The following is a 25,427-nucleotide window of genomic DNA, read 5'->3' as shown; positions in this document are numbered from 1 at the left end:
CCTAATATTAGTAAGGTTAACATTGATTTAAGTCAAAAAACAACCAAAAACCATATTTTTACAAAGGTGATTATATTGAGGTAAATCAATAAAACCTTTGAAAACAAAGTAATTACAAAATATTTTAAAGTATAAAAAATATTTAACAGTCATATTTGTTGTAAGTTTACTACATTTGTTGTGTTTTTATTGAACTACAACCGATACGACCCTTTATTTATTAAGCATTCTGAAAGTGTAAAGTGATTTAATGACAAACAATAATTCATCCTCAAAACCGGAAACAAATATTAAGTTTATTGGCGCTCATGTGTCGGCTGCTGGTGGTGTTGATCAGGCGCCTATGCGTGCACGTGAAATAGGTGCCAATGCGTTTGCACTGTTTACCAAGAACCAGAGACAGTGGGCGGCAAAACCACTAGAAGCGAAAACCATTAGTGCCTTTAAAGCCAATTGCAAAATGTTGGGCTACGGTGCTGAGCACATTCTTCCTCATGACTCCTACCTGATTAACCTAGGAGCGCCAGAAGAAGAGAAGCTAGAGAAATCACGCGCGGCTTTTATTGATGAAATGGAGCGTTGTAATCAACTTGGACTAACGCTTTTGAATTTTCATCCTGGGAGTCATTTAAAGAAAATCTCAGAAAGCGAATGTTTGGCGAAGATCGCTGAATCGATCAACCTAGCTCATCAAGCGGTACCTGACGTAATCGCAGTGATCGAGAATACGTCTGGGCAGGGCACTAATCTGGGTTGGAAGTTTGAACATCTAGCCGAGATTATCGAGCAGGTAGAAGATAAGTCACGTGTGGGTGTGTGCTTAGACACCTGCCATACGTTTACTGCTGGCTATGACTTACGTACAAAAGAGGCGTGTGAGCATACTTTTGCTGAGTTCGACCGCATCGTGGGTATGCACTATCTAAGAGCAATGCACATCAATGATTCAAAAGCTGAGTTCGCGAGCCGAGTCGATCGACACCATTCTTTAGGAAAAGGCGAAATTGGCTGGGATTGTTTTGAGTATATTGCCTCTGATTCTCGCTTTAATGGTATCCCTCTTATATTGGAAACCATTGATTCGACGATCTGGAAAGAGGAAATTCAACAACTTAGAATGTTTCATCGCTCAGCAACGCTAGCGAGCGAACAAGCGTAATAATAGAGGGGGAAATTTATTTCCGTCTATTTCTAAAAATTGGCACATTTCTTTCATAGTATTAAAGTGAATATGTAGTTCACGATGTCTTAGAGGAGGTGCCTTTATGTATTCAATCACCCAAACTTCAACTATTGCTGTCGCACGCCGTTTACCTACACCAAACCGTCACGTGCATAACCACGGCCACCATCGTACACAGCAGAAAAGTGGTTAATCGAGATAAGCACAACTTGAACTGATTATTATGATTCATCAACAAGTGAACCCTACACATCATGTTTATTGATAGCTGTATGAGGTATAACTAGAGCCTTATTTAGGACAGTTAGCCGATACAGCTATTTTTTTGTCTGGCGAAAGCCGCTAGAAACCTTGATGATTGGGAAGTAAAACGATGAGCGCACCAAAGACTTGGGAATCCATTATTAATGATGAACGTGATAAAGAGTACTTTCAGAGTGTCCTCGCGTTTGTTGAACAGCAACGTAATAGTGGTAAAACCGTCTACCCGCCACAAGAACAGGTGTTCAGTGCCTTTGATATGACGCCTTTCGAATCCGTGCGAGTGGTTATCTTAGGGCAAGATCCTTATCACGGTGCTAACCAAGCTCACGGCTTAGCATTCTCAGTGCTTCCTGGTGTGAAAATCCCACCTTCTCTACGCAATATGTACAAAGAGCTTGCACAAGATATAGAGGGCTTTGAGATTCCTAGTCATGGTTATCTCGATTCTTGGGCATCGCAAGGGGTGTTGATGTTGAACACAGTCCTTACAGTCGAAGAGGCAAAAGCACACTCACATGCTAAGTGTGGCTGGGAAACCTTTACCGATGCCATTATTGCTGAGCTCAATCAGCGCTCTGAACCGATCATCTTTTTGTTGTGGGGCGCACACGCCCAGAAGAAAGGTCAAGCGATTGATGACGACAAGCATCATGTGTTGGTTGCACCTCACCCATCGCCATTATCGGCACGCCGTGGATTCTTCGGTTGTCAGCATTTCTCTACAACCAACAAGCTGCTTTCTTCTATGGATCAACAACCTATTGACTGGCGTTTACCAACAGAAGTGTAGGTTGGTGGTTTTCTGAGCAGGGTCAAATCATAAATCAGCATATTCGTATACACTTATAAATAGTAGGTGTAATGGAGTGCAATACTATGATGATTGAAAGGATAAGACGAGAGCATGGCTATATGGCTCGTTTACTCGCGATACTCAACAGTAAGTTAGAGTTTCTGAAACAGGAGCGAGAAATAAACTATAGCCTGATCGCAGAGGTGGTTCATTACCTTATGAACCATTCAGACAAAGTGCATCACCCTAAAGAAGACGTCATTTATCGCTACTATCTTAAGCAATATGGCAGCGAGCAAGCGATTGAAGACTTGGAGTTAGAGCATCAATTGCTTTCTGAGAAAACGGCGGACTTTTTAGGTTTGGTCGATATGATCCTTCAAGATGCGGTGGTTCCTCAGCAAGTCTTTATTGAGCAGCTTGAAGCGTTTGTTAAGGCTCAGCGAAAGCACATGGAATATGAAGAGAAGCATGTGCTACCCATGATTGTTGAGGCGTTCACGGTGAAAGATTGGCAAGAAGTGGAGTCTCAATGGCTTCAACCGGAAGATGACCCTGTTTTTGGACAGACCATCGCCGATCAATATCGCCAACTCGCGGCTCGGGTTCGACAAAATGAACAAGAGTGTGTTTAGCCCGTTGTAATGTTGAGGTGCACCTATTTTAGGTGTCCTCTATATTAGAGGGTTGGTTTCCAAATGGCGCTTTGAGCGGATTAACTACCTCAAAAAATAAAAAAGGCACCTATATAGGTGCCTTTTGCTATCTGATTTCTTATCGTGCTGATTAAAGTTTTATATCGTCAAGGCTAAAATCAAGACCTAGGTTCATCTCTCTCAGCTCTTTCTCAAGCTGCCTACGATCGTTGATGGCTTCGATTTCACGCCACTTACGCTTGAGTGGTTTCGAGCGTGATTTTTGAGTTACACGAGGCATTTCTAGTTCTGATACTTCATCGAATTGAAAGCTATCCATAAGCCATATCTCCTTCCGTGGGACTAGTTCTTACGAACCAATAAATATCATATTTAGGTTCACAATAACTTTGATTTGTTTCTCATTTGTTTCAAATCCATGAAGTTTTTGTTCTATTTTCTTATGCATGCTCACACATTGTGAGAATTATTATGTATAAAAAACAGGCAAACAAACCTAAGTAAACGATTAAATTGGGGGTTATTGAATGTTAATTCATTGTGCGAATGGAATAGCGTTTTGACTACAATGCATTGAAGTGCACATGGTACCGTGCGGTATAGGGATCTCATTGGCCTAGAAAAAAACGAAGATCTTCACTATACCTTGTAAAACCTAGGCTGACGTCATTTTTATAGGATGGTGTTCTTGTTGGGGTAGTGCCGTGGCTGTTGTTGATATTATGTCCCGATAATGTGACTTTTATTGGGCTGCATTGTTGAAAGTTGTGTTAACAAAAGGTGTGTTATTAGTGAAATGTCATTTTAATATAAGTGTATTTGCATATTGATTTTTAGGCCGTCTCGCTGCATTATCCGCCCGTCAAAAAATACACTGATACGTAAAATGGATGCATGAAGCGACATTTACAGTCTCAATCGCCGCAAGAATATAACAAGAGTGCCGACACAACATTGACAGAGGCATAGGCGATTAAGAGGAAGGCTAGGAAGCATGATCGGTGCTTAAACTCAATTACGAGGTTCACGTGACAGACTTAATCAATTTGATGAACGATCTCCTTTGGGGATCTATCTTAGTTTACTTACTGGTTGGTGTGGGTATCTACTTCACTGTACGACTAGGCTTCATTCAATTCCGCCATTTCGGCCACATGTTCTCTGTTCTTAGAAACAGCCGTAAAGCAGACAGTGCTGGTATCTCTTCTTTCCAAGCTCTTTGTACTAGTCTCGCTGCTCGTGTAGGTACGGGTAACATGGCAGGTGTTGCTGTAGCACTAACCGCTGGTGGCCCTGGTGCTATCTTCTGGATGTGGCTAATCGCAATGCTAGGTATGGCAACATCGTTTGCAGAAAGCACACTGGCACAGCTATACAAAACGCGTGATAACGACGGTAACTACCGCGGCGGCCCTGCATACTACATGGAGAAAGGCCTAGGCATGCGTTGGATGGGGGTTCTATTCTCTATCTTCCTCATCATTGCATTTGGTCTTGTATTCAACGCGGTTCAAGCGAACGCGATTGCAAGCGCAATGAATACGGCATTCGACCTTGAGCGTAGCTACGTTGGTGTTGGTATCGTAATCATCTCTGCGTTCGTTATCTTCGGTGGTATTCGTAAGATTGCACGCACAGCAGAAATCATCGTTCCAATCATGGCATTGGCTTACCTAGCGATCGCTATGTACGTGATGTTCGCGAACATCGAGAAAGTGCCTGAAGTACTGGCTCTTATCTTCAAGAGTGCATTCGGTCTGCAAGAAGCAGCAGCGGGTGGCCTAGGTTACGCAATCGCACAAGCGATGATTAACGGCATCAAACGTGGTTTGTTCTCGAACGAAGCGGGTATGGGTTCTGCGCCAAACGCAGCAGCTTCTGCTACGCCTTACCCACCGCACCCAGCATCACAAGGTTACGTGCAAATGCTAGGCGTGTTCATGGATACCATTGTTATCTGTTCAGCAACAGTCGCAATCATCCTGATGTCTGGTGAGTATGTACCACACGGTGAAGTAACGGGTATCGAACTAACGCAACGTGCACTAACAGCACAAGTGGGCGAATGGGGCGGCATTTTTGTAGCGGTAGCGATTTTCTTCTTCGCTTTCACTTCAATCATTGCAAACTACTCGTACGCTGAAACGAACCTTATCTTCCTTGAGCACAACAACAAGAAGGGCCTAGTGCTGTTCCGTATCGTTGTTCTGGGTATGGTTATGTTCGGTTCTCTAGCGACGTTACCAACGGTATGGGCACTGGCTGACGTATCGATGGGCCTAATGGCGATTGTTAACTTGGTGGCGATTATCCTGCTATCAGGTATCGTGATTAAGCTAGCGAAAGACTACAACCGCCAACTAGACGCGGGTAAAGTACCAACATTCGATTCGAATGACTTCCCAGAGCTTAAGTCTCAGCTGGAAGACGGTATTTGGGACAACAACAAGAAGTAATCTTGTTGGAGCGATAAACGGCTCATCCTAAAGTGATTAGAAAGGCTAAGGTTTCGACCTTAGCCTTTTTGTTTGCCTGTCATTTGTCTCATTCTGTCTATCGAAGCTCATTCTCCCTATCGAAGTAATAGGAAGAGTCATAAAGACAAGTTGATGTTTTTTCTATACTCTAGCAGCATCCAGTTAGATAACCGATTAGGGTAAAGTTATGTTAGTTGTCGTTTCTCCAGCCAAAACACTTGATTACGAATCACCATTAACGACGGAACGCTTTAGTCAGCCTGAGTTTGTTGAACACTCTGCTGAGCTGATTGAAGAGTGCCGCAAACTGACGCCAGTAGATATTTCTGCACTGATGAAAGTCAGCGATAAAATCGCAGGGTTGAACGTAGCGCGCTTTGAGCAGTGGAGCGAGACCTTTACCCAAGACAACGCACGCCAAGCAATCCTAGCCTTTAAAGGCGATGTATACACTGGCCTAGACGCTGAAACGCTATCGGATGAAGATTTTGACTACGCACAAGACCACCTGCGCATGCTTTCTGGGTTATATGGCTTGCTTAAGCCATTAGATTTGATGCAGCCATACCGCCTAGAGATGGGTACACGCTTAGCCAATGCTCGTGGTACTAACTTGTACCAGTTCTGGGGCAACATCATCACAGACAAGCTGAATGAAGCGTTGAATGCTCAAGGCGACAATGTGTTGATCAACTTGGCGTCTAACGAATACTTTAAAGCCGTGAAGCCGAAGAACTTGGATGGCCAAGTGATTACCCCTGTATTCAAAGACTGCAAGAACGGTCAGTACAAGGTGATCAGTTTCTACGCGAAGAAAGCGCGTGGCATGATGGCTCGCTACATCATCGAGAACAAGATCGACTCGGTTGAGGCGCTGACCCAGTTTGATACGGCGGGCTACTACTTCGTTGAAGAAGAGTCGAACGCGAAAGAGCTTGTCTTTAAGCGCGAAGAGCAAAACTAGTAGTCCTTGGCTAACGAGTAGCTCTCGGTTTTAGCCTGATAACAGACCAGATAGAGAAAAGCCCCATGCAGCGAACTGCATGGGGCTTTTTTATTGAATCGTTGAAGCTGGTAGATTACTTCTTCTTTGCTGCTTTCTTTTTCTTCGCGATTTTTTTCTTCTTCGCGATTTTTTGTTTCTCTACCGCTTTCTTATCTTCTTTCTTCGGCTTCTTCTTCTTAGTCACGGCCGCTTTCTTATGCGTAGGGCGCATGCCTTCAATAAAGCGTTCTTTGATTGGTTCGTCTGTGTAACGAGCCACACGCTCAATCATTAGTTGATCGTGCGCTTCAATGATAGAAACCGCGTTACCTTTTTTACCAGCACGAGCAGTACGGCCAATACGGTGTAGGTATACGTCAGCAGTACGTGGCATGTCGTAGTTGATTACGTGGCTTACGTCTGGAAGGTCGATACCACGAGCAGCAACGTCAGTCGCTAGTAGTACGTTTACAGAGCCGTCACGGAAACGAGCAATCGCGTTGTTACGACGATCTTGAGGCATTTCACCTTGGATCCACGCACATGGAATTTGCGCGCTTTCAAGTTGAGCTCGTAGATCACCTAGACGATCACGCGTCTTCAAGAATACGATGCTGCGCTCAGCTTGCTCTGTGATGACGTGCTTTAGGATGTTCAGCTTGTGCTCTGCTGTGTCTGCACGGTGGTACCACTGAGTGATCTTCTTACGCTCACGAAGTGATGATTTCGCATCGATCTCCGCTGGGTTTTTCAGTAGATCTTCAGTGAAGCCTTCAATGCCTTTACCTTCTAGCGTTGCTGAGAACAGTAAAGTTTGTTTACGCCAGCGACACTCTGCAGACAGACGGTCAACAACAGGACCAAAGCCCATGTCTAGCATGCGGTCGGCTTCATCTAGAACCAGCCATTCAATCGCACGACAGTCAAAACGCTCGCCTTCAATGTATTCCATCAAACGGCCAGGTGTTGCTACTACGATATCTTGAGTGGTACTTAAGATATCTGCGTGCTCTTGGTACATCACACCGCCCGTGATCGTGAAGATATTTAGGCTGGTGTATTTAGCAAGCTCACGTGCTTGTTCGGTGATCTGCATTGCTAGCTCACGCGTTGGCGTCAGGATAAGCATACGTGCAGGGCCAGATTTCTTACGTGGGAAATCCAGTAGGTATTGCAGTGCTGGCAATACAAATGATGCTGTTTTACCAGTACCTGTTGGCGCAGAAGCCAAAACGTCTCTTCCATCTAACGCTTGTGGGATTGCTTCAGCTTGTATCTGTGTTGGACGTTCGTAGCCCATTTCGTCAATTGCTTTAAGCAGCTCTTGGTTTAGATCGAGTTCTGCAAAGGTTCTGATCACTGTTGTTTCTCCACAAGCAATAAATGTTTCTGCCTCAAAAAGCAGACGATAAAAAAGAGTAGTCGGACATTATAGAAGCATTAGTGATTAGGATCACATGGTATTTGCTACATCTTGAGATAAAAATCTTTAGTGAGCGCAATAAATGCTTCGCTATAACCACCTTGATGGTGAATTGTAAGCGATTCGCGCTGCAAATCTTGCTCGCAAGCAGGATCTTTAGATAACTCGAATAAAATTCGGCTAGCTGGCTTTTTATCTGTTGTTTTTACATCAAGGCGTTTTGCTAGATACCAACCACATTGCTCGGCAAGCTTGATAAAACCTTCCCCCTCAGGCGTCGGTAGGATGAAACTGGCAGTCGCGGCGTCGGTTGTTATCTCGAAACAACGCTGGGCAAGCGCTAAATGATCCAAGCTGTCGGTGTGCCTGGCGGTGGCTCTTTGGCTTTGCTGCGCCTGTTCTCCAGAGTTGAAGTAGGGCGGGTTACAGATGATCGCATCAAACCTTTGTGGAAAGTCGGTTGTTAACACGCTGCCGTGATCAAGGGAGATACGATTTTGCCAAGGCGACTGCTCAATATTGACAGTGGCAGCATCAATAGCGTGTTGATCAATATCTATCGCAGAGATTGAAGCATCTTCAAAACGCTGCGCAGCCATCAAAGCCAGCAGACCTGTCCCGGTTCCAATATCGAGTACACATGATCTTTGTGGCAGGCTTACCCACGCGCCAAGTAATACGCCATCGGTACTGACTGGCATACCGCTTTTCCCGCCGTAAATTGAGAATTGCTTAAAATTGAAGCTTTTAGTTTGCACTGTTTTGTCTTTCATTAATGTTCTGAGTATCGAGATATTTTAAGTGATTAGCTCTAATGTTAACCGCTTGTATGAGTCAATGTTCTGCTTGAAAAAATATTGTTGTGCATTGTGGTTAGTTTATAATTGTGGCTATTTTTCTATAGCTAGTGGAATCCACTGCTTTTTGTTCTCATATGCAAATTTATATGGTGTTTTTGTGTGGTGACTTGCAGCTAGCCAGTTGTTTCGTCATTATGCGCGACTATTTTATAGATTGATTGGCAGCTTTGAGCTGTAACATTCATGTAAGCACAACATAAATTCATAAATATAATTAAGGATTATCTGTGAAACAGAGTCTAAAACTAACAGATATAATGGCATTGGGCTTTATGCTTTTTGCGTTTTTCTTGGGTGCGGGTAACATCATCTTCCCACCTCTAGCTGGCCAATTAGCCGGTGATCACTTCCTTCCAGCGATGTCTGGTTTTCTGCTGACTGCCGTTGGTCTGCCGTTAATCACTATCGTCGCGGTCGCAGTGGCTGGTGGCTCTTGGGGTCACTTAACTAAAGATCTTCCTAAGAAAGCAGCAACCATCATGGCTGTACTGATCTTTATCATTATCGGTCCTGCATTTGCTGCACCGCGTACTGGCCTTGTTGCCTATGAGATGGCGGTGAAACCGTTCTTCATCGATGCCTCTCAAGCTCACCTAACTCTCTTTTCGATTGCATTTTTTGCAGTAGCGATGTTCTTCTCATGGTCGCAAGGTAAGCTTATTGACGTCATTGGTAAGGTGCTAACACCTGCACTGTTCGTTGGTTTGGTTGTGCTGGCGATTGCTGTATTCGTTAACCCTCAAGGCGATATTCTTGCGGCTCACGGTGAGTACATCACTCAACCACTGACCAAAGGTTTCCTTGAAGGCTACAACACCATGGATACTTTTGCTTCTTTGATGTTTGGTATGCTGATTGTTGATGCGATTCGTAGCAAGGGCATTACTGACCGTGCAGCGACGACTAAGTACCTAATTAGCGCGGGTTGTATTGCCGCAGCGGGTCTGGCGTTTGTTTACATCTCTCTATTTTTCCTAGGCGCAACAAGTGCAACAGTCGCAGCTGGTGCAGACAATGGCGGTGCTATTTTAAGCCTATACGTTCAATCGTTGTTTGGTCCTTCTGGTCAGCTAGTGCTTTCTGTGATCGTACTATTAGCATGTCTAACTACGGCGATTGGCCTTGTGTCAGCATGTTCTGATTACTTCAGCTCGCTAACGCCTCTGTCTTACAAGACTTGGGTAATCATCAATGGTGTAGCTTGTGCAACCGTTGCGAACGTTGGTCTTTCTCAACTGATTTCTCTGTCTGTTCCAGTACTGTTTGCACTGTACCCAGTCGCTATCGCGTTGGTTGCTCTGACATTCTTACGTAGCCGTTTCCCTAATCCAAAAGCGGCTTACCGCGTAGTGGTATTAGTGTCACTGCTGTTTGCTCTTATTGATGGCGCTAAAGTAGCGGGTGTAGACGTGTCTGCACTTAAGATGCTGCCACTGTTTGAGATCGGTATGGGTTGGTTGCTTCCAACAACGGCTGCAATCATCTGTATGTTCTTTGTTGGCAAGTCAACAGAACAAGAGATGGCTGAAGAGACTGTTTAATCTTCCGTTGAGATTAGATTGTCCTTCGAGATGAAATAGAAAAGGCCTCATTACTTCGCAGTAATGAGGCCTTTTTGTATTCTGTGGTCTTTTTATATCCAGCTAGTTACTTGGTTAGCTACTTAGCCGGGAGTACTTCTGTTTGGTTATAGCTTTTCGCTGTACTCAACCAGTACTTGCTCAACCCAGCTTGCGATACGGTCGTCGCTTAGCTCGTATTGTGAATCTTCATCAAGCGCCAAACCAACGAATTGAGATTTGTCTTCGGTTAACGCTTTAGACGCTTCGAACTCGTAGCTGTCATCGTTTGGCCAGAAGCCAACAAACTCTGCACCCGCGGTTTTCAGTTCATCATGCAATAGACCCATCGCATCTAGGAACCATTCGCCGTAGCCTTCTTGGTCACCCAAACCAAACAGAGCCACAACCTTGCCTTTCATAGGCGTGGTTGCGATGTCTTCCCACAGTTCATTCCAATCTTCTTGGATTTCACCGAAGTCCCAAGTCGAGATGCCCAGCAATAAAAGGTCGTAGTCCGCCATCAATGAAAGAGGGCTTTCTTTCACGTTATGGATATCAACTAGGTCTTCACCAATAATGCCGCGAATTTTCTCTGCTGCCATTTCTGTGTAGCAGGTGGTTGAGCCGTAAAATAATCCAATTTTCATAGCAAACGTTCGATTTTAATTTCAGATGGCGAATTCTAACCATAAATCGACTTCGATTGCAGCGATTATCCGCTCAAGTCGTAATTTTTATGGCATTCATATTTGCTCTGGCATACTCTCAAAACAGTTTCCAATATTGTGAGTAACACTATGCAGTCGCCTCAAGGGCAGAGCGCAGACCACGGTCTCGTTGAGCAGTTTTTAGATGCTATGTGGATGGAGCGAGGATTATCGGAGAATACGCTTGTCTCGTACCGTACCGATTTGTCCAAGTTATTAGCGTGGATGGAAAAGAACAATTACCGCCTCGACTTCATTAGCCTTTCAGGTTTACAGGATTATCAAGGCTGGTTAGCCGACGCCGATTTTAAGCAGACCTCTCGTGCCCGTATGTTGTCGGCGATTCGTCGCTTGTTCCAATATTTGCACCGCGAGAAAATCAGAGGCGATGATCCAAGTGCCTTGTTGATCAGCCCGAAGCTGCCGCAACGCTTGCCGAAAGATTTGAGCGAAGAGCAGGTTGATGCTTTGCTCGATGCGCCAGATCCGAACGATCCGATTGAGCTTCGCGATAAGGCGATGCTTGAGTTACTCTATGCAACCGGTTTGCGTGTGACAGAACTGGTTAGCTTGACGATGGAAAACATCAGCCTAAGACAGGGCGTGGTGCGTGTTATTGGTAAGGGTGGCAAAGAGCGCTTAGTACCAATGGGCGAAAATGCGGTGGATTGGATAGAGACTTTTATTGAACAGGGTCGTCCACATCTACTTGGCGAAAACAGTTCTGATGTGGTTTTTCCGAGTAAACGCGCCAAGCAAATGACCCGTCAGACGTTCTGGTATCGTATTAAGCACTACTCGGTCGTCGCTGGTATCGACACAGAATTGTTGTCACCACACGTATTGAGACACGCTTTTGCGACGCATTTACTGAACTATGGCGCAGATCTCAGGGTCGTACAGATGTTACTTGGGCATAGTGACTTATCGACTACCCAAATTTATACTCACGTGGCGACTGAAAGGCTCAAGCAAATTCATGCGCAGCATCACCCACGTGCTTAAATCCATTTATTTTTAAGGTGAACTTAATGAGCGTATTACGCCGTCTTCCTCTACTAGCGCTTCCTCTTATGATTACTGCATGTAATGCATCAGAAGCGAAAGTAGAAACAACATCAACAGCCGTAGAAGCTGCTCCAGCTCAAGCTATTGATACAGCTGCGTTAACTAAGCGTTTTGAAAAAATCGGTATTAAGGTCGATAAGATTGTTCCTTCGGATATCGATGGTTTGTTAGAAGTTCAAACCAACAGCGGCATTATCTTTTCTTCTCCAGAGGGCGATCACTTTCTAGCCGGTACACTTTACTCTTTAGATGAAAACGGTAAGTTCAGTGATGTTTTGGCTGAGCGTCAAGCTCCGCTGAATGCTGAAAAAGTCGCGGCGATGTCGGATACGGTTATTGAATACAAAGCCGATAACGAAAAGTATGTTGTGACGGTATTTACTGACATTACGTGTGGCTACTGTGTTCGTCTGCACAGCCAAATGCAGGGCTACAACGATCTGGGTATTACCGTTCGTTATATGGCTTACCCACGCCAAGGTGCGACAGGGCAAGTTGCCGATCAAATGGCAGCAATCTGGGCTTCAGATGATCCAAAAACAGCGATGCATGACGCTAAAGTAAATCGTCAAATGCCAGCGTCTGGTAAAGATCTAGCAGAGCAAAAGCAGATCATTGCTAAACAGTACCAATTAGGTCGTGAGCTTGGCATCAATGGCACACCGGCTATCGTGCTAGCAAGTGGTGAGTTGGTGAGTGGTTACTTACCGCCAGCACAACTTCTTCAACGTTTAGAGCAATAATCTCGTTTTCTGTATTGCCAATTTATCCCCCATGTTTTTGATTTAAGGAGTGGCCTGATTGATATCGGGCCCATTTTTATATGATAGAGATCCAACGCCGTCCTGAGGTCGACATTTCAGTCTTACCTGCTCACTTACCTGACTTGTTAAAGCGCATTTATGTGAGTCGTGGAATCGACAGTGCCGACCAACTAGAGACAGCAGCGAAAGGCTTGCACTCTTATCAAAAACTGGGCGGCATTGATGCTGCGGTTGAGCTGTTGTTCAAAGCTATTCAGCAGCAAAAACGCATCATCATTGTTGGTGACTTTGATGCCGATGGCGCGACCAGCTCGGCGCTGTCTGTTTTAGCGTTACGTATGCTCGGCAGCTCTAACGTCGACTATCTGGTACCAAACCGTTTTGAAGATGGTTATGGCTTGAGCCCTGAGGTTGTTGAACAGGCAATCGAGCTTGGTGCTGAAGTGATCATGACGGTCGACAACGGTGTATCTTCAATTGAAGGTGCTCGCTTTGCTAAAGAGAAAGGGCTAGAGGTTCTGGTTACCGATCATCACTTGCCGGGCAATGAACTGCCAATGGTCGATGCTATGGTTAACCCAAACCTTGAAAGTTGTGCTTTTCCTTCGAAAGCCCTAGCGGGGGTTGGTGTCGCTTTTTACCTGATGATGGCATTGTGTGTTCACATGCGTAAATTGGGTTGGTTTGCAGAGCGCGGCATGACAGAACCTAAGTTGATGGAACTGATTGACCTTGTGGCGCTGGGTACGGTTGCCGACGTGGTTCCACTCGATGAAAACAACCGAATTTTAGTTCATCAAGGTTTGCAACGTATTCGTGCGGGTAAAGCTCGTCCGGGCATTCAAGCCTTGATCGAAATTGCTAAGCGAGACGCTAAGCGTTTGGTGGCGTCTGACTTTGGCTTTGCTCTTGGTCCTCGTATCAATGCAGCTGGTCGATTAGACGACATGTCTTTTGGTGTTGAGCTGCTAATGAGTAACAACATCCATGCGGCTCGTCGAATGGCGAGTGAGTTAGATGGCTTGAACCAAACACGTAAAGAGATCGAAGAGGGTATGAAGCAAGAAGCGATGGCTTTTTGTGAGCGCCTTGAATTTGGTAAAGACGACCTACCTTCTGGCTTAGCCCTGTTCCAACGTGATTGGCACCAAGGTGTGATTGGTATTTTGGCTTCGCGTATCAAAGACAAATACCACCGCCCAGTGATTGCGTTTGCAGATGGCGGCGAAGGCAGTATCAAAGGTTCATGTCGTTCAATTCCGGGTCTGCACATGCGTGATGCATTGGACCGAATTGATACTCAAAACCCTGGCTTGATTCTTAAATTTGGTGGCCACGCAATGGCGGCTGGTTTAACCATCATGGAAAAGGACTTTGAACGCTTCAGCAAGCTGTTCAATGATGTGGTGAAGAATGAACTTGGAGAAACAGCACTGAAGGGCATTATCTTGTCTGATGGTGAGCTGTTACCAGAAGAGTTCTCGATGCACACCGCTGAAACGCTGCGTTCAGGTGGCCCGTGGGGACAAGCTTTCCCTGAGCCAATCTTCGATGGTGAGTTTAAAGTGCTGCACCAAAAGCTGGTGGGTGAAAAGCACCTTAAGCTGATGCTTGAGCCGCTCTACAAAGGCCACCCAACCAATGTGATGATTGACGGTATTGCCTTTAACGTCGACCTACGTCGCTGGCCTGATGCATCAGTAAAAACCGTTCATCTTGCATTTAAGCTCGATATCAACGAATTTCGCGGCAACCAATCGTTGCAGCTGATGATTGATCATATCGAAGCCAAATAGTGATTTTGGGCTCAATAATGCTCATCATATAGTGCCAAATTCAACAAGCTCTGTTCAAAAACAGGGCTTGTTTTCCTTCCTGCCCTTACAAAATTTACGTGTTTTTTATGCCTGTCAATTTTATATCCCATTAAGTTGTTGAATCTTGGTTCACCACTCTAAAAAATTCTGTATCTCCGTCACACTTTTGAGTACAATTCTTCGGTTAAATTCTACTCATAAATGATGAGCTAAAATGTTTGAAATCAATCCTATAAAAAACCGTCTGCAGGATGTGTCTGAGCGCACAAATATCCTGAGGGGGTATCTTTGACTATGACGCTAAGAAAGAGCGTCTAGAAGAAGTAAACGCAGAATTAGAACAACCGGATGTATGGAACGAACCTGAGCGTGCTCAAGCGCTAGGTAAAGAACGTTCTGCATTGGAAGCGGTAGTAGAAACGATCGACCAACTTGACCAAGGTGTTGAGGATGTTGATGGCCTATTAGAGCTTGCGGTTGAAGAAGAAGATCAAGAAACGTTCGATGAAATTGAACCAGAACTGGCCGAGCTTGAAGCTAAGCTAGAGAAGCTGGAATTCCGTCGTATGTTCTCTGGTGATCACGATGCATCAGATTGCTACATCGATTTACAGTCAGGTTCGGGCGGTACAGAAGCTCAAGACTGGACTTCAATGATGTTGCGCATGTACTTACGTTGGGCAGATTCGAAAGGCTTCAAGACTGAAGTTATCGAAGTGTCGGATGGTGATGTTGCTGGCCTTAAAGGCGCAACGGTACGTATTTCTGGTGAGTATGCTTACGGTTGGTTACGCACAGAGACTGGTGTTCACCGTCTAGTTCGTAAGTCACCATTTGATTCAAGTGGTCGTCGTCATACTTCATTTGCATCTGCGTTTATCTATCCTGAGATTGATGACAACATTACGATCGACATTAATCCTTCTGACCTACGTATTGACGTATACCGTGCCTCTGGCGCTGGTGGTCAGCACGTAAACACCACGGAATCAGCGGTACGTATTACTCACGTTCCGACTAACACTGTGGTTCAGTGTCAGAATGACCGTTCGCAGCATAAGAACAAAGATCAAGCGATGAAGCAGCTACGTGCTAAGCTTTTTGAACTTGAGATTCAAAAACAAAATGCTGAAAAACAAGCGAGCGAAGAGACGAAATCAGACATCGGTTGGGGCAGTCAAATCCGCTCTTACGTGCTGGATGATTCTCGTATCAAAGATTTACGCACCGGCATCGAAAACCGTAATACTCAAGCGGTTCTTGACGGTGACTTAGACAAGTTTATTGAAGCTAGCCTGAAATCAGGTCTGTAAGCTTTATCAACTATTAAGCTTTACCAATAATATTGGTAAAAATGCCTATATTTGCAAAAATATAGCGGTCCAAATTTTAAAAGCAGGGTACATCTCTAATGACTGATGCTGTTCAAAACGAAAACGCACAAGAAGCTTCTTCACCTGAAGAGAACAAACTAATCGCTGAGCGCCGCAGCAAGCTGGATCACATCCGCCAAAACTGCAAAGCTAACGGTCATCCAAATGACTTCCGTCGTGAGCACCTAGCTGGCGATCTTCAAGCGGAATTCGGTGAGAAGACTAAGGAAGAGCTAGAAGAGCTTAACCACATCGTTGCGATCGCTGGTCGTGTTATGGCGAAGCGTGGTCCATTCCTTGCGATTCAAGAAACTTCTGGTCGTATCCAAGCATACGCAGCGAAAGACGTTCAAAAAGTACTGAAAGAGAAGTACCAAGGCCTAGATATCGGTGACATCATCGGTGTTAAAGGTGCGCTTCACAAATCAGGTAAAGGCGACCTTTACGTGAACATGGAAGAGTTTGAATTGCTGACTAAAGCACTTCGTCCTCTACCAGAGAAGTTCCACGGTCTAACTGACCAAGAGATGCGTTACCGTCAGCGTTACGTTGACCTAATCGTGAACGAAGATTCTCGTAATGCATTCATCGTGCGTTCTAAGCTTGTATCTTCAATCCGTAACTTCATGAGCGCGAAAGGCTACCTAGAAGTTGAAACGCCAATGATGCACGTGATCCCGGGTGGCGCAACTGCACGTCCGTTCATCACTCATCACAATGCACTAGACATCGACATGTACCTACGTGTTGCACCAGAGCTTTACCTTAAGCGTCTAGTGGTGGGTGGTTTTGACCGTGTATTCGAGATCAACCGTAACTTCCGTAACGAAGGTCTATCTCCACGTCACAACCCAGAATTCACAATGATGGAATTCTACCAAGCGTACTCTGACTACAAAGACCTTATGGATCTGACAGAAGAGATGCTAAGCACGGCAGCAATGGACGTTCTTGGTTCTACTTCTATGCCTTACGGTGACGAAACGGTTGAGTTCGGTGGCACTTACGCTCGCATGAGCATGTTCGATGCAATCAAACACTACAACCCTGAGCACGCTGAGATTCAAGCGCTAACAGAAGCAGACCTACAAGACCGTGAAAAGATGGTTGCTATCGCAAAATCTGTACACGTAGACGTAGAAACGTTCTGGACATGTGGTCAGCTTCTAGAAGAGATCTTTGGTGAAACGGCTGAGCCTCAGCTAATTCAACCAACGTTCATCACTGGCTACCCAGCGGACATCTCTCCTCTAGCTCGTCGTAGCGATGACAACCCGTTCTTCACAGACCGTTTTGAGTTCTTCATCGGTGGCCGTGAAGTTGCGAATGGTTTCTCTGAGCTTAACGATGCACAAGACCAAGACGAGCGTTTTAAAGCGCAAGTTAACGCGAAAGACGCGGGTGATGACGAAGCGATGTACTACGATGCAGACTACATTACTGCACTAGAGCACGGCCTACCGCCAACAGCGGGTCAAGGTATCGGTATCGACCGTCTAGCAATGCTATTTACAAACACGCACACAATCCGTGACGTGATCTTGTTCCCGGCAATGCGTCCACAGGCGTAATTCTCGCTTATAGGGCGTAACAGCCTATGTAATTAAAAAGCCACCTTCGGGTGGCTTTTTCTGTTTTGGGGCTTCAAAACCTAGTCTGTACCGCACTCTTGATTCGAAAAATCGTTATTTCTGACATAGTCTTACTATTGAGACATAAAATCTAAGATAGTCTCACTACTATACGTCTCTGCGCTGAATACGCTCTCGCGGCATTTTGTCGAACGATGAAGCAGTGACTCGTATTAGTCTGATTTAAATAAAAATAGAATAAGGAAGAAGGATGGGAACTCAATTTAAGATGGATTCCTTACCAGGTTCTCTTATCGTCGTTGGTGGTGCGTACGAACCCTGGTTATCAGTGTTAGAACAAGTGGGTTGGCAGTGTACCCAGTGTGCAGATTTACGAAAAGCCGATGCCTTGATTGCTGATATTGGCCCATGTATTGGTATTGTCGATCTTAGTCATGATGAGTTCAGTCTCAACGGTATTGCTAACCTTGTGAGCAATAACAAGCAGGTGAGATGGCTCGCCTTTATCCGTGAATCTCAATTAAGCTCTGATACGATCTGCCAGTTTATCGTCAACTTCTGTATCGACTTTTTCACGGCACCAATCCCAGATGCTCAATTGCTGAGTACCATTGGTCACCAACTGGGTATGCTTAAGCTTGAGCAGAAGGTATGGCCAAACTACGGCATCAATAACAACATGGGACTGCTAGGCGATTCTGTGGCCGTGAAGCGCTTGAGAGACCAAGTAAAGCGTATTGGGCCGACTGATGTCAGTATCTTGATTTATGGCGAGAGTGGGGCTGGTAAAGAGACGATTGCACGCTCGATTCATCAAAATTCGTCGCGAGCACAGAAACCATTTTTAACGGTTAACTGTCGTGCCTTGTCTGAAATGAGAATAGAGGCCGAGGTGTTTGGCATATCAGCACAGTCAGCGACTGCGCCTTGTATGTTGGAAGAAGCCGATGGCGGAACCATCTTGCTTAATGATGTTTTAGCGATGCCACGCAATCAACAACTGAACCTGTTGCGCTTTCTACAAGAAGGTAAGATTGAAACTGCGAATGGACCTAAATCTGTCGATGTGCGTATTCTGGCCGCGAACTCCTCTGATATCGAGAAGGCGTTGATCGAGGGCGACTTCAATGAAGAGCTTTATCACTATATCAATGTTCTGCGTATTCATGTTCCAAGCTTAAAAGAACGTGTGAGCGATATTTCAGTACTGGCGAATCATTTTCTGCGTGAGTACTCGAAAGAGTTTAATGCTCAAGCGAAGAGCTTCTCAGACGATGCTATCCGTTCGATGAATCGATACCATTGGCCTGGAAATGTGCGTGAGCTGATGAATCAGATTAAGCGTGTTGTGTTGATGTCTGATGCTGTGATCATTGAGGATCACCAACTGGATTTACCAAAACAGAATGATGAACGCCGAAGCTTGAAGAGTATTCGAGAGCGCTCAGAGCGCGATGCGTTACTGATTGTATTGGAATCTTACGGTGGTCAGGTTTCATTGGCGGCTAAGGAGCTCGGTGTATCACGAGCGACGATGTACCGCTTGCTGAATAAACACAGCCTAATCTCTGAAGGTGTTGTTTAGACTCTTCTCTACATGACTTTATTCAGTCACCGTAAATTAAAGGCCACGTATCTACGTGGCTTTTTTGTTTCTGAAGGGTAGTCCGTTGTTTTCTAGTTAGACCCTAAGAGAGATATGCTGTGATTTTATATAATCATAGTGAATATATTATATGTAAATGAATATGCAACTAATATTTCAGGCGAATGCATTGTTTTAAAAATGTTAATCAATTAGCGGTTGAATAATATACTCACTTGGTTAGACTTTAACCGTTAAAGCAACGATTTAACAAAGACTTGTCTGCTTTTACTTCCCCATTTTTTTTTGGATTTTTTAGTTAGCTTGGAGGCGCAAATGAAATATTTCGATTTTATACAGCATATTTGCGCGTCGTTTGATCCGTGTACTGACATGGTGACTGATATGTCACTCACATCAGCCATGGCCGATCGAAACACCCAAGATAAACCTAACTAATAGATCCGTATCCTTATTTGGCTGCGGAAAAATAGCAGCTAAGTGAGAAGCCCTCATACTATCTAACACGCTATTTTTCCTCAGTTGACTCAACAACTGGAGAGTTATTATGCGTCACTCAGTATATTTAAAATTAGCAACAGTCCTTATCCGTGCCGATCTTCGTCGTGAAGAGCGCGAATGGCAACGAAAAGTTCGTCGTAGTTCATATGAGCTGCCATGGAACAATACTCACTTATTAAGAGATATTGGTCTTGAAGCTGACGGTCGACCGATTGGTTTTTCTGAACCAGAAGTCGTCACGATTGAACGTCGAGTACGTCACCTTCGTCGTGTCTTAAGTGCGCGAATACCGACGTAATCTGCGGGGTTGATAGCACCTTTCAACCCCTAAGATAATTAACAGTGATAGTTATGGCGTCGAAAGTGCAAACTTTTGAACTAGAACTGGCCAAAAAAGAGAAGCGCTTGCTTCTCTTTTTTGCTTTTTTAAGCCGAGATCTGTGCTTTTTTAAGTCGTTATCTAGTAAAGGAAAAGAGTTCTACTAAGCTTTATAGAGCAAGGGAGGCCGGCTATGCAAAAGCATCAATTAGACATGTGGTTACATGGAGAGCGCAAAGACTCTTATCAAACACCCAAAGTGTACGTTATTGGCTGTTCTGATATTTCAGAATATCTATTGGCGGTGGAGTACAAACATAAGCTAGAACCGGTAAAGCAAGACGGCGAGCCGCTTCACTTTGGATCCTTGGATCAAGTGAAAGAGGAGTTACTCCGGCTCGGCTTTGAAAAGGCGTATCTTCGCTTACACAACGCCTATGATGAGTTTGGTAATGAGCCAAGCCAAAGCTACTGTGATATTGAACTGGCGCTCAAACCTCATTAGAACTCGTTTCTTACTACCGACGGTTGATAACACACTGATCATCCTATCTTTGAAGTGCGTTAAGCGACCTATGCGTAGTGTGTCGTCAGCAATTTGTGGGTGAATTGAGTTCTTAGGTAAAAACCACGCGGTTTAGTCTTGATGGGCTTTCCACTTGCACCGTAGGCTTCCGTTAACACTCGGCTGTTGGCGGCTTTTGGTCGTAGATGCAGCGCTTCACCGTGCCTTGCTGTTATTTGTTCAACATTGCCTAACACGATCAATTCCATCAGTTCTTCCCAATCCCTTTTTAGAAGCTCGTTTTCAGCCTCGCTTGGTGTCCATAGCAAAGGGGATCCTACATGCCTCTCTGCTAGCGGGATCTCTCTTTCTCCCTCGACAGGGATCCACAACACCTTAGACAGCTTGTTTCGAACGTGGCTGGTTTCCCAAGTTATGCCTTGCACACCCATCAAAGGAGCAACACACACAAAGGTGGTTTCGAGTGGCTTGCCAGAGTAGCTAATCGGAATGCTTTTTAGCTCGATACCGAGCTTGGCAAAATCTTGTTCTGGCTTACTGCCTGCAGGTGCACCCAAGTGCCATTCCAATAGCTGCCCAACCCAGCCTTTATCACGCTTAAGGTCGTTTGGCATCACCATCTCAGCTTCGTCAGCGAGCTCTTTAAAGGTCATTCCGGCGATGGCATACGCGCGCTCTAACAGCTCTTGTTGTGTTTGTGGTTCTGGTTTCATAATAAAAGGCATGATCAAAAAAATGATTTTATCAGAAGTTATCACCACATGACGACTGGTTAAGAAATGATCTCCTTGCGAGAAAAGGGATCAAACTCAGGGTTATCCACAGGACATAAAGGTAATTAATTGAAATATTAATTTAGTGGATAAATAAACAGGGGTTTATGGTGGATAAAATGCTTGCCAAATGGGGTTCAAAATGAATCTTTCACTTAGTAGTGTGGATAAACATCGGAGTGGTTGATCTTTAACCATGTCAGGTTTCTGAAAGATCTTTTACATTTCTAATGTTTTTTAAAACTAGAATGTTATTTTAATTTACTGATTTATATAATAATAAAATTATTTTGACTGATTTGTTGTTTTTGGTGTTGATGAATCTTTGGATTAAAAAAAACGATTGCGGGTAATTCTTCACATAGTTATTCACAGAAAAGGTGAATAAATGTGGTCTATGTCTCACTATTGTGTGGGTAACTAGAATTTGAGCAAAACTTATCCATATTCCTAGTTATTATTCATAAATATAGCGCTTATCACGTCACTAAGTTTGCTCCGATTGGGGATATGTGGAAAAATCAGAGTAATTAAAAATTTAGATAGAGGTTGGCCAGTGATAGATGGCGATGGTTACCGATTAAATGTTGGTATTGTAATCTGTAACAACCATGGTCAGGTCTTCTGGGCTAAACGATACGGGCAACATTCATGGCAATTCCCTCAAGGGGGAATAGATGAAGGTGAGACTCCGGAACAGGCAATGTACCGCGAGTTGTATGAAGAGGTTGGCCTTACTAAAAAGGATGTAAAGATCGTCGCGACAAGTCGTCATTGGTTACGCTACAAGCTACCCAAACGACTGGTTCGGTGGGATTCTAAACCTGTCTGTATTGGACAAAAACAGAAGTGGTTCCTTTTGCGCTTAGATTGCGATGAATCGCATATCAATATGCAGCGTGGAAGTACACCTGAGTTTGATGGTTGGCGTTGGGTGAGTTACTGGTACCCAGTTCGACAAGTTGTTTCTTTCAAGCGAGATGTTTACCGTCGAGCGATGAAAGAGTTCGCATCTTTAGCAATGCCGTTTAAAGAGCGAAAAATAAAAGGAAAGCGCAAATTGCGTAGAGGTTAAGCATGCTCAGTCAACTAAGGGAAATAGTTGAACACGTATCAAGAGTTGAAGATGTGTCGACGGCTCTTGATATTTTGGTTAAAGAGACATGCAGTGCGATGCAGACGGAATGTTGCACCGTGTATTTGGCAAATAATGATATGCAGCGCCTTGAGTTGATGGCAACTCAAGGCCTGATCTTCAAAGGCAATAGCATTCACATTGGTTTTGACGAAGGTCTGGTTGGCCTTGTTAAAAGAAGTGCTGAACCTATCAACCTTGCACAAGCGTCTGCTCACCCTGCTTATAAGTTTTTTCCAGAGCTTGGAGAAAACGTCTATCACTCTTTTCTCGGTACTCCGATTATCCACCGCAAGCAAGTGCTCGGTGTATTGGTCATTCAACAGAAGACCCCACGTTTATTTAGTGAGATGGAAGAATCCTTCCTTGTCACGCTCTCTGCACAACTTGCCGTTATTGTGGCGCACGCCCAAACTCAAGGCCATTGGCTGTTAGAGCAACAGAAGCTACCGGCTACTAAAGGTATTGCAGCTTCATCGGGCGTGGCGATTGGTGACTTATGGTGGGACAACACTCAGCCTGAACTCACCGATGTTTATCCTGCTTCGACGCTCAATATAGAGAGAGAGCATGAGTTGTTGGCGGTAGCGGTTGAAAACGCCCTCAATGACTTTAAGCGCATGCGAAAGCGCTTAGATAGTGAAATCAATAAAGATGCGTTGGCGATCTTTGACCTGTTTACTCACTTACTCAACGATCCTATGCTGCGTAAGGATCTAAAAAGCCAAATCCAGAAAGGCGATAAAGCCGATTGGGCATTAAGACAGGTTGTTGAGAGCTATTCGAACCGCTTTGCTCGTATGTCGGACGTGTATCTTCGTGAGAGAGCACAAGACATCCGAGAGCTCGGACAAAGGCTGCTCTATTTCCTCCACAACTCTGAACATGAACTTCGCACGTTAGATAAGCCGATTATCCTAGTGGTTCGTGAGTTAACCGCTTCGGTATTAGCGTCTATTCCCAAAGAAAAGCTCTTAGCGGTGATTTCCTTGGAAGGGGCGGCGAACTCGCACGCAGCGATTTTATCTCGAGCGCTTGGCATACCTTCCGTCATGGGGGTAAACCTCAACCTAGCTCAAGCTAATGGCAAGCGAGCGATTGTTGATGGGTATAGCGGTGAGATCTTTATTGAGCCGACTAAAAGCCTGCTCAAAGAGTATCGAGGGCTGATTCTAGAAGAGAGTGAGCTCTCCTCTATGGTCAATCGCGAGCTGTACCTACCGGCAAAAACGCAAGACAACAAGCAAGTCGAGATTCTGCTTAATGCTGGTTTAAGTGCAGACACTAACATCGCTATCAACCAAGGCGTTGATGGCGTAGGGCTGTATCGAACTGAAATTTCTTTCTTGTTGCAGCAAAGATTCCCGTCAGAGGATGAACAATTCAAGCAGTATCGTTCTGTACTGGCAAGCTACCCAGAGAAACAAGTGGTGATGCGTACACTCGATATCGGTGGTGATAAGGCCTTACCGTATTTTCCTATCGAAGAGGACAATCCATTCCTTGGTTGGCGTGGTATTCGGTTTACGCTCGATCATCCTGACATCTTTATTATTCAGTTACGTGCCATGCTACGTGCGAGCTGTGAAAGCCATAACTTGAGTATTTTGCTGCCGATGATCTCTGGTGCACAGGAGTTGGATGACGCGCTACAGTTGATTGAACAAGCGTATGATGAAGTGCATGAGCTTGATAACCGAGTGCGTATGCCTCGCGTTGGTATCATGATTGAAGTGCCATCCATGCTGTACATACTGCCGCTGATTGCGCATAAGGTCGACTTTGTTTCAGTCGGTACCAACGACTTAACCCAATATTTATTAGCGGTTGATCGGAACAATTCACGAGTATCCGATGTCTATGAATCAATGCACCCTGCGGTGATCATGGCATTAAAACAAATTCATGATACTTGTAAGCAATATCAATTACCTGTTTGTATTTGTGGCGAGTTAGCCGGTGACCCGATGGGCGCGCTGCTATTGATTGGATTGGGGTATGAGACGTTAAGTATGAATACCTCGAATGTCGCAAGAACCAAATATTTGATTCGTCAATCGAACTTGGCTGAATTACAGGATTTGGCAAATAAGGCACTTTCAAAACCGTATGGTAGTGACATCTATAGTATGATGCTGAACTATTTCGAAGAGCGTGAATTTACAGGCTTCATTCGAGCAGGTAAAAAATAGGATTTAACGTGTCATATGAACTGATAGGCTTGTTAGCGGGCCTTGGTGCTATTGTTGGTGTTTTAGCAGGCTTGCTAGGCATTGGTGGTGGTTTGCTGGTTGTTCCTGCCTTACTGTTTTTGCTTCCTAAAGCGGGTATCCCCCAAGAGTTTGCGATGCAAATGGCATTGGCTACTTCGCTATCAACCATCATCGTTACGTCGGGATCGTCTGCGATTAACCATCTAAAGTTGGGTAACGTAGAGATGTTTGTCGTTAAATGGTTGATGCCAGGTGTGGTGATAGGTGGCTTCCTCGGCTCTTTCGTGGCCGATGTAATTCCAGCTCAATACTTACCAAAAGTCTTTGGTGTGATTGTTTTGGTGTTGGCGTTGCAAATGCTATTGTCGATTCGCTCCAAGAGCCAAAAATCGATGCCGGGTTCAGCTAAAACCGTGTTGTGTGGCGGCGGGATTGGTTTGGTATCAAGCTTAGCGGGCATTGGCGGTGGGTCTTTATCGGTACCTTTCCTTAACCATCATGGTGTAGAAATGCGCAAGGCCGTGGGTTCCTCTTCGGTGTGCGGCTTTGTTATTGCTATTTCAGGAATGCTCGGGTTTATTTGGCATGGTTCGTCTGTAGATGATCTTCCTGCGTATAGCTTGGGTTATGTTTATCTACCGGCTTTGATCGCGATATCTTGTACCTCAGTTTTGACCACTCGAGTGGGTGCGAAACTGGCCACTCAATTGCCAACCCCTGTGCTGAAGAAATTCTTTGCGGTATTTTTAATGTTTATAGCAGCCACAATGCTGCTGTAGTGTCTTTTCTGTTAGTCATTGAGCTAACCGTTAATCAATTTAGATAGAGAG

At 44.8% G+C, this 25,427-nt stretch carries 22 protein-coding genes; 17 read left to right on the top strand and 5 right to left on the bottom strand.

Annotation, left to right across the window (positions count from 1 at the left end; genetic code table 11):
- Positions 1 to 250 precede the first annotated feature (250 nt).
- From nfo to AB4133_RS12220, 3 genes are all read left to right on the top strand, one after another.
- On the top strand, positions 251 to 1,159 hold the full coding sequence (gene nfo / locus AB4133_RS12230; protein ID WP_102319761.1) for a deoxyribonuclease IV: 909 nt from the start codon (positions 251 to 253) through the stop codon (positions 1,157 to 1,159).
- 397 nt (positions 1,160 to 1,556) lie between these two features.
- Positions 1,557 to 2,237, top strand: coding sequence for a uracil-DNA glycosylase (gene ung / locus AB4133_RS12225; protein WP_102428207.1), 681 nt, complete (start codon positions 1,557 to 1,559; stop codon positions 2,235 to 2,237).
- 86 nt (positions 2,238 to 2,323) lie between these two features.
- Positions 2,324 to 2,875: a hemerythrin domain-containing protein gene (locus tag AB4133_RS12220; protein WP_372224594.1), complete on the top strand. Its 552-nt coding sequence runs from the start codon at positions 2,324 to 2,326 to the stop codon at positions 2,873 to 2,875.
- Positions 2,876 to 3,026: 151 nt separating this feature from the next.
- On the opposite strand, the gene AB4133_RS12215 is transcribed toward AB4133_RS12220, so the two are convergent.
- On the bottom strand, positions 3,027 to 3,215 hold the full coding sequence (locus tag AB4133_RS12215) for a DUF3545 family protein (RefSeq protein ID WP_017059319.1): 189 nt from the start codon (positions 3,213 to 3,215) through the stop codon (positions 3,027 to 3,029).
- Between the two features lie 709 nt (positions 3,216 to 3,924).
- Between AB4133_RS12215 and AB4133_RS12210 the strand changes: the two genes are divergently transcribed.
- The gene (locus AB4133_RS12210) at positions 3,925 to 5,352 is read left to right on the top strand and encodes a sodium:alanine symporter family protein (RefSeq protein WP_032545312.1); all 1,428 of its coding nucleotides are present in this window, start codon (positions 3,925 to 3,927) and stop codon (positions 5,350 to 5,352) included.
- A gap of 208 nt (positions 5,353 to 5,560) precedes the next feature.
- Positions 5,561 to 6,337 carry a peroxide stress protein YaaA gene (yaaA, locus tag AB4133_RS12205; RefSeq protein ID WP_372224593.1) on the top strand — a complete coding sequence of 259 codons (777 nt, stop codon included), beginning with the start codon at positions 5,561 to 5,563 and terminating at the stop codon, positions 6,335 to 6,337.
- Positions 6,338 to 6,452: 115 nt separating this feature from the next.
- On the opposite strand, the gene srmB is transcribed toward yaaA, so the two are convergent.
- A complete protein-coding gene (gene srmB / locus AB4133_RS12200; RefSeq protein WP_017059323.1) occupies positions 6,453 to 7,718 on the bottom strand; it encodes an ATP-dependent RNA helicase SrmB in 1,266 nt (421 codons plus the stop codon).
- 107 nt (positions 7,719 to 7,825) lie between these two features.
- The gene (locus tag AB4133_RS12195; RefSeq protein WP_017062876.1) at positions 7,826 to 8,554 is read right to left on the bottom strand and encodes a tRNA1(Val) (adenine(37)-N6)-methyltransferase; all 729 of its coding nucleotides are present in this window, start codon (positions 8,552 to 8,554) and stop codon (positions 7,826 to 7,828) included.
- 314 nt (positions 8,555 to 8,868) lie between these two features.
- On the opposite strand from AB4133_RS12195, the gene brnQ reads away from it, so the two are divergent.
- Entirely contained in the window at positions 8,869 to 10,182 is a 1,314-nt protein-coding gene (gene brnQ, locus AB4133_RS12190) for a branched-chain amino acid transport system II carrier protein (protein ID WP_017059325.1), read from the top strand.
- 146 nt (positions 10,183 to 10,328) lie between these two features.
- Here the strand turns inward: brnQ and fldB are convergent, their stop codons facing one another.
- Positions 10,329 to 10,850 (bottom strand): flavodoxin FldB, encoded by a 522-nt coding sequence (gene fldB / locus AB4133_RS12185; protein WP_017062875.1) that lies wholly within the window; start codon positions 10,848 to 10,850, stop codon positions 10,329 to 10,331.
- Between the two features lie 150 nt (positions 10,851 to 11,000).
- Between fldB and xerD the strand changes: the two genes are divergently transcribed.
- From xerD to AB4133_RS12145, 8 genes are all read left to right on the top strand, one after another.
- Positions 11,001 to 11,915 carry a site-specific tyrosine recombinase XerD gene (gene xerD, locus AB4133_RS12180; protein ID WP_017059327.1) on the top strand — a complete coding sequence of 305 codons (915 nt, stop codon included), beginning with the start codon at positions 11,001 to 11,003 and terminating at the stop codon, positions 11,913 to 11,915.
- A gap of 26 nt (positions 11,916 to 11,941) precedes the next feature.
- Positions 11,942 to 12,721 carry a thioredoxin fold domain-containing protein gene (locus AB4133_RS12175; protein WP_017062874.1) on the top strand — a complete coding sequence of 260 codons (780 nt, stop codon included), beginning with the start codon at positions 11,942 to 11,944 and terminating at the stop codon, positions 12,719 to 12,721.
- 80 nt (positions 12,722 to 12,801) lie between these two features.
- Positions 12,802 to 14,538 carry a single-stranded-DNA-specific exonuclease RecJ gene (gene recJ, locus AB4133_RS12170; RefSeq protein ID WP_372224590.1) on the top strand — a complete coding sequence of 579 codons (1,737 nt, stop codon included), beginning with the start codon at positions 12,802 to 12,804 and terminating at the stop codon, positions 14,536 to 14,538.
- Positions 14,539 to 14,773: 235 nt separating this feature from the next.
- A protein-coding gene (prfB, locus tag AB4133_RS12165) for a peptide chain release factor 2 (protein ID WP_100208942.1) occupies positions 14,774 to 15,872 on the top strand; the annotation gives its coding sequence in 2 pieces (ribosomal slippage) (positions 14,774 to 14,848 and positions 14,850 to 15,872; 1,098 coding nt in all).
- A gap of 98 nt (positions 15,873 to 15,970) precedes the next feature.
- The gene (gene lysS / locus AB4133_RS12160) at positions 15,971 to 17,503 is read left to right on the top strand and encodes a lysine--tRNA ligase (RefSeq protein WP_017059330.1); all 1,533 of its coding nucleotides are present in this window, start codon (positions 15,971 to 15,973) and stop codon (positions 17,501 to 17,503) included.
- Positions 17,504 to 17,774: 271 nt separating this feature from the next.
- Complete coding sequence (gene vpsR, locus AB4133_RS12155) at positions 17,775 to 19,109, top strand: cyclic-di-GMP-binding transcriptional regulator VpsR (RefSeq protein ID WP_017062873.1); 1,335 nt, start codon at positions 17,775 to 17,777, stop codon at positions 19,107 to 19,109.
- A 568-nt stretch (positions 19,110 to 19,677) separates the two neighbouring features.
- The gene (locus AB4133_RS12150; RefSeq protein ID WP_017059332.1) at positions 19,678 to 19,929 is read left to right on the top strand and encodes a hypothetical protein; all 252 of its coding nucleotides are present in this window, start codon (positions 19,678 to 19,680) and stop codon (positions 19,927 to 19,929) included.
- A gap of 214 nt (positions 19,930 to 20,143) precedes the next feature.
- Positions 20,144 to 20,455, top strand: a complete 312-nt coding sequence (locus AB4133_RS12145; RefSeq protein ID WP_017059333.1) for a DUF6482 family protein — start codon at positions 20,144 to 20,146, stop codon at positions 20,453 to 20,455.
- 68 nt (positions 20,456 to 20,523) lie between these two features.
- Here the strand turns inward: AB4133_RS12145 and mutH are convergent, their stop codons facing one another.
- Positions 20,524 to 21,189 (bottom strand): DNA mismatch repair endonuclease MutH, encoded by a 666-nt coding sequence (mutH, locus tag AB4133_RS12140; RefSeq protein ID WP_102332791.1) that lies wholly within the window; start codon positions 21,187 to 21,189, stop codon positions 20,524 to 20,526.
- Positions 21,190 to 21,805: 616 nt separating this feature from the next.
- Here mutH and rppH point away from each other — a divergent pair.
- Genes rppH through AB4133_RS12125 form a run of 3 tightly spaced genes read left to right on the top strand, consistent with a single transcriptional unit; the run spans position 21,806 to position 25,376 of the window.
- Positions 21,806 to 22,324, top strand: coding sequence for an RNA pyrophosphohydrolase (gene rppH / locus AB4133_RS12135; protein ID WP_017059335.1), 519 nt, complete (start codon positions 21,806 to 21,808; stop codon positions 22,322 to 22,324).
- 2 nt (positions 22,325 to 22,326) lie between these two features.
- Positions 22,327 to 24,576, top strand: a complete 2,250-nt coding sequence (gene ptsP, locus AB4133_RS12130) for a phosphoenolpyruvate--protein phosphotransferase (RefSeq protein WP_017059336.1) — start codon at positions 22,327 to 22,329, stop codon at positions 24,574 to 24,576.
- 8 nt (positions 24,577 to 24,584) lie between these two features.
- A complete protein-coding gene (locus AB4133_RS12125) occupies positions 24,585 to 25,376 on the top strand; it encodes a sulfite exporter TauE/SafE family protein (RefSeq protein WP_372224588.1) in 792 nt (263 codons plus the stop codon).
- Positions 25,377 to 25,427: the final 51 nt, after the last annotated feature.

It is taken from the genome of Vibrio sp. 10N.286.52.F8, from assembly GCF_041468745.1.
Lineage (GTDB): Bacteria > Pseudomonadota > Gammaproteobacteria > Enterobacterales > Vibrionaceae > Vibrio > Vibrio crassostreae_C.
The sequence above is the reverse complement of the archived record's forward strand: the minus strand, read 5'-3'. Positions and strand labels throughout refer to the sequence as shown.